This window comes from Microcoleus sp. D3_18_C2 (assembly GCF_036702395.1).
Lineage (GTDB): Bacteria > Cyanobacteriota > Cyanobacteriia > Cyanobacteriales > Microcoleaceae > Microcoleus.
Genome location: NZ_JAUBTG010000104.1, coordinates 1 through 8,974 on the forward strand (window position 1 = coordinate 1; position 8,974 = coordinate 8,974).

The 8,974-nt window shown below is 47.6% G+C and carries 8 protein-coding genes; 6 read left to right on the top strand and 2 right to left on the bottom strand.

Annotated elements, in window-relative coordinates:
• Window positions 1-529: 529 nt before the first annotated feature.
• A complete protein-coding gene (locus QUA88_RS28710; RefSeq protein ID WP_333209394.1) occupies window positions 530-655 on the bottom strand; it encodes a hypothetical protein in 126 nt (41 codons plus the stop codon).
• 233 nt (window positions 656-888) lie between these two features.
• Between QUA88_RS28710 and QUA88_RS28715 the strand changes: the two genes are divergently transcribed.
• The 5 genes from QUA88_RS28715 to QUA88_RS28735 all read left to right on the top strand — a co-directional run bounded on the left by QUA88_RS28715 (window position 889) and on the right by QUA88_RS28735 (window position 6,513).
• Window positions 889-2,076: a HEAT repeat domain-containing protein gene (locus tag QUA88_RS28715; RefSeq protein ID WP_333231926.1), complete on the top strand. Its 1,188-nt coding sequence runs from the start codon at window positions 889-891 to the stop codon at window positions 2,074-2,076.
• 389 nt (window positions 2,077-2,465) lie between these two features.
• On the top strand, window positions 2,466-3,542 hold the full coding sequence (locus QUA88_RS28720) for a glycosyltransferase family 4 protein (protein WP_333275124.1): 1,077 nt from the start codon (window positions 2,466-2,468) through the stop codon (window positions 3,540-3,542).
• Window positions 3,543-3,585: 43 nt separating this feature from the next.
• Complete coding sequence (gene map, locus QUA88_RS28725) at window positions 3,586-4,347, top strand: type I methionyl aminopeptidase (protein WP_190659689.1); 762 nt, start codon at window positions 3,586-3,588, stop codon at window positions 4,345-4,347.
• Window positions 4,348-4,635: 288 nt separating this feature from the next.
• The gene (locus QUA88_RS28730; protein ID WP_333058410.1) at window positions 4,636-5,565 is read left to right on the top strand and encodes an LD-carboxypeptidase; all 930 of its coding nucleotides are present in this window, start codon (window positions 4,636-4,638) and stop codon (window positions 5,563-5,565) included.
• Window positions 5,566-5,730: 165 nt separating this feature from the next.
• Window positions 5,731-6,513 (top strand): hypothetical protein, encoded by a 783-nt coding sequence (locus tag QUA88_RS28735; RefSeq protein WP_333275128.1) that lies wholly within the window; start codon window positions 5,731-5,733, stop codon window positions 6,511-6,513.
• Between the two features lie 111 nt (window positions 6,514-6,624).
• On the opposite strand, the gene QUA88_RS28740 is transcribed toward QUA88_RS28735, so the two are convergent.
• Complete coding sequence (locus QUA88_RS28740) at window positions 6,625-7,128, bottom strand: YetF domain-containing protein (RefSeq protein ID WP_333058414.1); 504 nt, start codon at window positions 7,126-7,128, stop codon at window positions 6,625-6,627.
• A gap of 315 nt (window positions 7,129-7,443) precedes the next feature.
• On the opposite strand from QUA88_RS28740, the gene hemE reads away from it, so the two are divergent.
• Window positions 7,444-8,508 carry a uroporphyrinogen decarboxylase gene (gene hemE, locus QUA88_RS28745; protein WP_333275131.1) on the top strand — a complete coding sequence of 355 codons (1,065 nt, stop codon included), beginning with the start codon at window positions 7,444-7,446 and terminating at the stop codon, window positions 8,506-8,508.
• Window positions 8,509-8,974 lie beyond the last annotated feature (466 nt).

Consider the following 8,974-nt stretch of genomic DNA (forward strand, 5'->3'; position numbering starts at 1 on the left):
GGGCGGGACGCCCATCCCACAATAACAATTAAAATTGTAAGTTATTTAATTCGCGCTCCTAATTGGGTACAAATAAACAGAACGTTGACAGAGGACGCCTGCGTGAAAGGGTCTACTCGCTCTCACTATAAATCCTAACTAAATCCGACCCTACTTTTACAAGATAGTATGATTTTTGGCGATTGCTAGCTAAATACAATATTTCCTAACGGTTATCTTAGTCGATCGCCCAAACACTTCTATCCGCCATAATTGCCCGCTGCAAATTAACATCTGTCAAATCAGCGCTCTCTTTGTTACAGCATTTTTCGTAAAAAAACCCGGTTTCTTCGATCGAGAGTGCGTCCTGGAATGTACGGAAAATATGCGGTTTAGCAGCGAAGAATTAACGAAAAAACCCTGTTTCACGTTTGCAGTGCCAATGCCCCTGTCCCACTTCCGCCCAAATTCACACAAAAACGATCGACCTGCAGGCTCGGAAGCTTGTTAAACTTTTGGTCATGCCACGCTATTGGTGAGAAATCGACGGCTAGCCACAATCGTCTGCTAACGCCCCCGCAGTGCTGGGCTGCGCGGCCTGCACTGCACACTGCACGTAGGTGAGATTAGCTGCAATCAACTTTCGGGATGCCGCTGCTAAAGTCGCGGCCGCCAATGTAGTTGTTCGTTTTAAACTAATTAAACTAATTATTTAAAGGAGTTGCACGTCAATGACACAATTGTGCTTATAAGAAATATCTGGCTCGGTGCCCTCTCAAACCAGGGTTTTTCGCTAGTCTGGTGCTATTTGTGAGTTAGTTAAGCCCATAGCAGCTAGGATCGAGCTAACTCACGGTTAAACTAAAGCTCGTCATGCGGCGTTGCCTCTCAAAACCCGGATTGAGTCTTATGGCGCATTACCGCTCCTCTGTATGTTTGTTCACCTGCATTGCCTGTCTGGGCGTTGCGTTCAGTCCAAGTGCCGACGGAGGGCAACAGGTACTCAATGCCTCTGCGCGTGCTGTTTCCCAAGAAATTGCTCAGGCGAACTCTCCCCCGGACGATCGCCAGAATTCCAAGCCTCTAAAACCGTCTCCAGCGCCCGATAAAAGCAAATCTCAGCCGTCCAAAACGTCCAAATCTAATTCTAAGATCCCGAAATCGGTATCCAATTTGCTCGTCATTTTGTCTCGTCAGCGGGGGTTCTTAATGTTGGGTTTGGCAGCAGTTGTCGTCACGGCAGCGGCAGTATTTATCATGCTCAAATTAGTTAGCAGTGACGAGTCAAATTATCCTAAGCGAAGACGGGGAAGATTTGAGCGCCACAACCCAAAAAACTCTCCATTCACTAATCCCGATTCTCCTACAAACTCGCACCAAATTAGGCCACAAGAGACTTCTTCTGGGGGACAATCGCTGTCAGCCTTGCCCTACCCTTTTGGTTTGCCAAAAAGCCACAGTATTGAGAGCAGCGCTCAACCTTTTATCATGGAATCCCGGCAACCAGAACCCGATGATGCAGCCGTCGAGGGCGATCGAATTAATTCCGACACCTCGCCCTTGGAAACTCACAGCAACGGATACAGCAACACAGGTTTCAACATTCCCGAAACAACTAATCAAACCGATTCCCTAGCGAAGAAGAAAAATATTACCCTTCCCGAAACGGATCGTAGACCTCAAGTTGATATTATTGAAGCACTGATTGAAGATTTGCAGCAGCTAAATCCGGCAAAGAGATGCAAAGCAATTTGGGAACTAGGTCAGCGGGGAGATTCCAGAGCAGTTGAGCCGTTGCTCGATTTGCTAGCAAATTCCGACTCCAAGCAGTACAGTTTAATTTTGGCAAGTCTCTCGGAAATTGGCATTCGCACGCTCAAACCCATGAATAATGCGTGGTCAATCTCGCTGCAAAATGAAAATCCCGAAGTGCGTAAAAATGCAATTCGCGACTTGACGCGGATTTACGAATTGGTGAATCAAATCAGTTACTTGTTGCACCGTGCGACGGACGATCCAGATCCAGAAGTTCAGGAAACTGCTCGCTGGGCAATCAATCAGTTAAACCGCCTCCGTCCGCGTTCTGGGATGGATTAATAAATGTAGCAATTTTTAAATAATTTGAAAATAGAGATTTGAGATGGGAGAATTTATAATTTAGATTATGTTAGAATTAGTGACGGCTGACTAAGCTGTGGAGCATTTAAACCAGTAACGAGGCTAGTAAGGTGCGTCATTCGCGAACCCTTACGCAGAAACGGAAAACCTTAGATGCTGACGCACCTTACGCAAGCCCTTTAAATGCCGAACAGCTTAATGACTACTGATATCATGTCCGATCGATCGCCCACAATACATAGGTCGGGGCGGGTTTGTGAGATTGTCAGTTTTTGGCAAATATTATTGGTGAACCCGCCCCTACTGGAATCAGGATAATCGACCGGACATGATATGACTAATGACTAATAACTAATGACTAATAACTAATGACTAATAACACTTTAAAACTATTGTTTCTGTCAACTTCTGTCGGTCAACTCGGTTCGGGGTTGGGCGGCGGAGTCGAACTTACAGTCCTTAACCTAGCTAAAGAATTGCAGAGTCGGGGTCATAAAATAGGAGTTGTAGCGCCGATAGGTTCAGTCTTAGAATCAATTTCTGTAATCGAAATAACGGGTGAGTTGCAAGTAACCGCCCAAACACAAGATTACCATGCTCCTATTGTGATGCCCGCGGACTCGGTGCTGGCGAATATGTGGGAATATGCTCGCCAAGTTCAGGATGAATGGGATGTCATTGTTAATTTTGCCTACGATTGGCTGCCGTTTTATTTGACACCATTTTTTAGGACTCCGATCGCACATTTGATCAGCATGGGATCCCTTTCTGCAGCCCTCGATCGCATTGCCGAACAAACCGCCGCCCAGTTTCCTGGTACGATCGGAGTTCACACCGCTTCTCAAGCCAAAACATTCACCTTTGCCGAGGAATGTCAGTTGTTGGGAAGCGGCATTGATTTATCGCTGTACCAATTTTGCAACAAATCCCAGTCTAAATTAGCTTGGCTAGGCCGCATCGCCCCGGAAAAAGGCTTAGAAGATGCAGTAGCAGCAGCGAAAATTACAGGCATTCCCCTCAAAATTATGGGCAAAATGCAAGATGAGGATTATTGGCAAAAAATTTGTGCAGATTACCCGGATGCTCCGGTAGAATATTTAGGGTTTTTGACAACAACCCAAATGCAAGAGCAAACCCGTCAGTGCCAAGCATTGTTGATGACACCACGTTGGGTGGAAGCTTTCGGAAATGTCGCGATCGAGGCTTTAGCGTGCGGTGTACCCGTGATTGCTTACGAGCGCGGGGGGCCGGCGGAAATTGTTAGAGACGGACTGACGGGCTTTTTAGTGCAGCCTGATAGCGTAAATGGCTTGGTAGGTGCGATCGCCCGTTTAGACAAAATTGACCGCAGCGCTTGCCGGCGACAAGCAGAGGTAGAATATTCTTTAGCAGCTTTGGGCGATCGTTGCGAACACTGGTTCAAATCTATTCTCAAATTGAGTTAAATAAACTCTTAATTGACCACAAAAAAGAAAACAGAAAAAAACTATGGCAACCGAACGTTTAGTGCTTTTATCCAGTAGAGAAATCGAAAAAATGCGCCAAGCCGGCCGTTTAGCGGCCGAACTTCTGCTGCATCTCGAACCGATGGTAAAACCGGGTGTCAGCACTTTAGAAATTAACGACGAAGCCGAACGCTGGACTTTGGCACACGGAGCAAAAAGCGCTCCCCTAGGCTATAAAGGATTTCCCAAATCTCTGTGTGCAAGCGTCAATGAAGTAGTCTGTCACGGCATCCCCAATGCGAAACAAATTCTTAAAGAAGGTGACATTATTAATATTGATGTAACCCCTTTAGTTGATGGTTATCATGGCGATACTTCCAAAACTTTTTTTGTCGGTAAACCTTCACCGGTAGCGAAAAAATTAGTTGAAGTAACCGAGGAATGTTTAAGAAGAGGAATTGCCGAAGTCAAACCGGGTGCTCGTACCGGCGACATCGGTGCAGCGATTCAAGAATATGCTGAAGCACAGGGTTTTTCGGTAGTGCGAAATTTTGCGGGGCACGGGATTCACCGAGTCTTTCACACGGAACCGGAAATTCTGCACTATGGCAAGCGAGGCACGGGAAAAAAGCTCAGACAAGGCATGGTTTTTACGATCGAGCCGATGATTAATGAGGGTACTTGGGAAGTGGAAATTCTCGCCGATGGTTGGACATCTATCACCAAGGATGGAAAGCTTTCGGCTCAATTCGAGCACACTCTGGCTGTGACTGATTCTGGGGTGGAAATTCTAACTTTACCTTAGTAATGATTAACAAATAATCTGAAAAACTCACTCCTAAATCAATAATCAACCCTATCCCGTAGGGGCGGGTTCACAGAAAATTTCCGCATGAAACAGACAATCTCGAAAACCCGCCCCACCCAACGAAATATGTAAATGTGGGTAAGGTTGATGTCGATAGTCCCTGGGTTTGGGGCGGGTTTTGGAGATGGTTTGTTTTAATAGTTGATGGTTGGTAAAACCCGCCCCTACAGAATTACCGTTAATTCACAAAACACGATATAACAAATAACTAATAACTAATAACAAATGACTGACATAAAATTTCTGCAACCAGGAGATTTGCTCAAAGTAATTGCCCCTAGTGGCACTTTGCGAGAATCAACCAACTTTGAAAAGGGTGTAGAAATTTGGAAATCTCGCGGCTATCGAATTGAATTAACACCGGGTTTTGACGATCGCTGGGGCTATTTGGCAGGTTCCGACGAAAACCGCGTCCGACAGCTAGCAGATGCCCTCAATGACCCGGATTGTCGCGGTATTCTCTGTGTTCGAGGCGGTTTCGGCAGCACTCGACTTTTGGAAAAAGGAAATGTGGGAAAGGCGGAAAATTCCCAATTTCCAACTCCCGATTCCCATTCGCCGAAATGGTTAATCGGCTTTTCAGATATTACTGCTTTGCTGTGGAATCACGACAAATTGGGGATTTGGGGCGTTCACGGCCCGATGCTGACAACTTTGGCGGATGAACCGGATTGGTCTGTCGATCGACTTTTTGACTGCATCGAAGGTCGTCCCTTACAATCTTTGCAAGGTAAAGGATGGGGCAGCGGACAAGCCACGGGGCCGCTGTTTCCGGCGAATCTGACGGTGGCTTCTCACTTGCTCGGAACCCCGTATCAACCGGATTTGACGGGGGTTATTCTCGCATTTGAGGATGTTTCCGAGGCTCCTTACAGGGTCGATCGAATGTTGACTTTGTGGCGGATGGCGGGGGCTTTCACTGGGGTGCGGGGCATTGCTTTGGGACGCTTCAGCCGCTGCGAGATTGAGCCGAGTATTCCCAGTTTTAGCATTGAAGAGGTTTTGCGAGATCGGCTGGGGGACTTGAATATTCCGATTGTCTCGGATTTGCCTTTCGGGCACGAGGGAGTTAACGCTGCTTTACCGATGGGAATTATGGCGAGTCTCGACGCTGAATCGGGATTGCTGATTTGTGGCGATCGATCGCAACTTTAGATTAGGGCTCAACGTCTATAACTTTAACATGAGATTTTGCACCCGCTAAATATTCCCGTTAGGTGAGGTTGACACGGTTGGCAGAAATTACATTTAAAATGGATTGTGTATGCAAATGTCTGCGCCAAGAAAGCAAAAAAAATTTTAAATTTTCCAGAGGTTGATATGAAAGCACACAACTTGTTAAACAGTATTGCTGCCGCATTCCTAGTTACAGGATTGGCACTTACGAGCATTTCGTCTAGTGCTGTTGGCGAACAGATACGGAATAACGATCGCGTTGCCGGAGTAATTCGCCGCACTTCCCCGATTTACCGTTTTCGGAATATGTGGGTTCCGGGTTCTCCAACGGAAGAATTGCGCGGCCAAGAATACACATTCAGCGCCAGGGAAGGCGACAACATTGAAGTGTTTTTAGATACAGATAGAAGCCGCGGTTTTACTCCCGTCATGGTGCTATTTTACGGGAACAACAAACAAGTCGCTTTTACGCAAGACCGTTCTTTTAATTATCAAATTCCCCGTAGTGGCGATTACAAACTGTTAGTGTTAGCAAAAGATGCTGCCAGGGGCGGTAACTACACGCTGGAAGTTGCGGGAATTGATGGGGGCGACAGACGATCTCGCAATTCGCGGGACGATTGGTACACGAGGCGAGATGACGATCGATATGACGGTCAATATGACAGAGCACAGATTCTGCAAGATGATTTTGGCTTGCGGTCTGTTGATTGTCGCGAGAGACGTTCTATGGTGAGAGTAAGGTTTGACGATGGTAATCAAGATTCAACTTACTGCGCTGTCCCGACTAGAAACTTTCCGGCGGGAGATTATTACTACAATTCGCGGACTAGAAACTTAGATTCGGCGAGGCGGAATGATAGTAGATTCGATGCGGGCCGCGATCAATGTCGGGTAGTGGTGGGCGGAGTGTGCGTGACGAGATAGTTTCGATTTAATTAACCCTACGGTGCGTCGCCCAGTAAAATCTACTATTAAGCTCGAAAATGGAGCAGCGACGCACCATATAAGATGAGCCTCTACAGATTTAACGATCGACTAAGCTACATCTTTGAGAGCCGATCGCGAATTGTTCGGAGATTTTTTGATAACGCTCATGCTGCCGTCGGTTTCCAGCACGACTGCTTCGATTTCTTCGATCGACGCGCTGCCCGTCCCCCGAATCGCCGCCCGAATTTCCGATTCACCCACGCGCTGCTGCCGCATCGCCACAGGCAGAAATTGGCCTTGGCTGAGCAGCATAGTAGGTTCGGCTTTGATGAGATTTTTTACCCACTTTACCCGCACCGCAAGCCACGTGACGATGAATTGCAGCCCGATGAGTAAGCCGAGGGCGAAAACGCCCTCGACGAAGGAAACGTCTTTTGACATGATGACAGTCGCCAGCGTCGAACCAAGCGCGATGGTAACGATGAAATCGAAGGCATTCCACTTCGACAGAGTTCGCTTGCCGGAAACTAGCAGCAAAAAAATCAGCGCGGCGTAAGCGGAAACGCCGAGCGTCAAAATCCGAATTATTTCAAACCAATTGTCAAAAAACATATTTTTATTTCGCGGTTGTGATTTTGGGCGCTTTGCTGCAGCGCCAGTGCTAGATGCTTCGTATGCTTGAGGTCGCGGTCGCGGATTCTGTTAGTTTGCATTGTCATTGTAGCAAAAGGGTGGATGTGAAAATTCCCTATTAGCAAGAGTTTCACCTATTAAGAATTCCTTGACCGTGCCAGAAGGTTGCTATCGAACTCAGCCACTTTCCTCATCTCCCTCTCCGCCGATACATGAATTTTTTGTCAAAAAGGACGATCGCACAGTGGTAAGCTACCAAAGGCATTGAAATATCTAAGGTAGAGAAAAGTTAAAATGTCGGCATTAAATGAAGTTCCCTTGTTGTTGCGGGCAGCCCGCGGCGAAACCCTAGACCGCCCGCCTGTGTGGATGATGCGCCAAGCCGGCCGCTACATGAAGGCTTATCGAGATTTGCGAGAAAAGTATCCCTCGTTTCGCGAACGTTCCGAAATTCCCGAAGTGGCGATCGAAGTTTCCCTTCAGCCGTGGCGCGCGTTTCAACCCGACGGCGTAATTCTGTTTTCCGATATTGTCACCCCCATGCCCGGTTTGGGCATCGACATGGACATCGCCGAAGGTAAAGGCCCGATTATCCACTCACCCATCCGCACTCAGCAGCAAATCGACGCGCTGCAACCGCTGAACCCGGAAGAAAGCTTGCCGTTTATCAAAACTATCCTGAAATCCCTGCGCGAAGAAGTCGGCAACAAATCCACCGTGCTCGGTTTTGTGGGCGCGCCGTGGACGCTGGCGGCCTATGCGGTTGAGGGCAAAGGTTCTAAGGATTATGCCATCATCAAAAACATGGCATTTTCTGATCCAACTTTACTGCATCAGTTGCTGTCGAAATTTGCAGATGCGATCGCCGTTTACGTGCGCTATCAAATCGACTGCGGCGCGCAAGTCGTGCAAATGTTCGACTCCTGGGCCGGCCAACTCTCCCCGCAGGACTACGACACCTTCGCTCTACCTTACCAGAAACAAGTATTCGAGCAAGTCAAAAAAACCCATCCTGACACCCCGCTAATTCTGTTAGTCACCGGTAGCGCCGGCCTCCTCGAACGCATGACAACATCCGGCGCGGATATCATCAGCGTCGATTGGACGGTTGACATGGCCGACGCGCGCCGACGTTTGGGCCCGAATATGAACGTTCAGGGAAATCTCGATCCGGGCGTGTTGTTTGGTTCTCAAGCGTTTATTCGCGATCGAATTCTTGATACAATTCGCAAAGCCGGCCCGCGCGGACACATCCTCAACTTGGGACACGGTGTATTACCGGGTACTCCCGAAGACAACGTGCGTTTCTTCTTTGAAACGGCAAAACAAGCCGACAAATTGCTTGCAGTTGCTGCTTGAGTCCGACAATCCGACAGGGGTTGAAACCCCTGTCTCATAGCTAAAGTCCTCGCTATGAGGACTAAAGATTAATATTTCAGTCGGTTTTAACTGAGATATTGCAGCAATATCAATAAGAGGATTTTTCGTGGGGTCGGGCGGGTTTATAGAACCTATTTGCAAGCTTTAAAACTGTTGGCGAACCCGCCCCTACGGCTAATTGAGAATGGTGCAAGATATCGGTTTTAACTCACCGAAGAGCACCCTTGCCAATAAAACATCCCGTAGGGGCGGGTTCACCAATAGCTTTAAAGAGTGCAGACAGGTTAAATAAACCCGCCCCCAGCCACAAAAAAGCCCTTTATTAACAATGGTACTCTTCAGTCGGTTTCAACTCACATCTTGCACCCTTCTCAAGAACAGGCTTTTCGGCCTGTTCCACAAGAAAATTCACTCTTTGTGGAACAGGCCGAAAAGCCTGTTCCTA